At 59.5% G+C, this 615-nt stretch carries 1 protein-coding gene; it reads right to left on the bottom strand.

What is annotated here, in order from left to right; all coding sequences use genetic code 11:
- Positions 1-94: 94 nt before the first annotated feature.
- Positions 95-400: a hypothetical protein gene (locus AWB75_RS36545; RefSeq protein WP_143746712.1), complete on the bottom strand. Its 306-nt coding sequence runs from the start codon at positions 398-400 to the stop codon at positions 95-97.
- Positions 401-615 lie beyond the last annotated feature (215 nt).

A 615-nucleotide genomic window follows, 5' to 3' on the forward strand; every position in this document is an offset into this window, starting at 1 on the left:
ACCCGCCGACTACCCCGCCACTCACGGTGAATAGCAGGAATGAGATGGCCGTCGCGTACCGCATCGCGAAGGATGCGCGTTACGCTGTCTCCATCTACCGGCGCAGACAATCCCGAAATGCGAAGGTGCTCGCTGATAGATGCCGCATACGCCCGAAATCGCTACAGGCGCGCGCAGCGTGGCGGTTGATGGAAACTCGGAACAACCGGTCGAAGTCTTGCCGGTCTTGCTCGATCTGTTCTTCGCGCTCCGTGCGTGCTTTCTGACGCTCCTCGTAAGAGAGCTTCCAGCCGCGATCAACGTCCTGCATGTCGCGGATCGGAACAAGCGAACATTGCCAGTCGCTCGTAAGCGGTACATACAGCGCGTTGTATGAATGTCCCCATTCGGGAAACGACATGGCACCTCCACCGTTAAGCAGGAGTGCAAATCGTAACCCGGCCTGCATGTGGGTTCTGATGCACGTCTCAATAACACGGAAAGCGCGGCGAGGTCACTCGCCAAGAACGTGCTTCGCCCATGCTTCCTTCAGCGGGCGGCGCTGCTCAAGCAAGTCGGTTCGGTGATAGGCCGCTTCGACCTTGTTCGCCACGGTATGCGCGAGCGCGCGCTCTG

The sequence above is a fragment of the Caballeronia catudaia genome (assembly GCF_001544755.2).
In the GTDB taxonomy this organism is placed as follows: Bacteria; Pseudomonadota; Gammaproteobacteria; order Burkholderiales; family Burkholderiaceae; genus Caballeronia; species Caballeronia catudaia.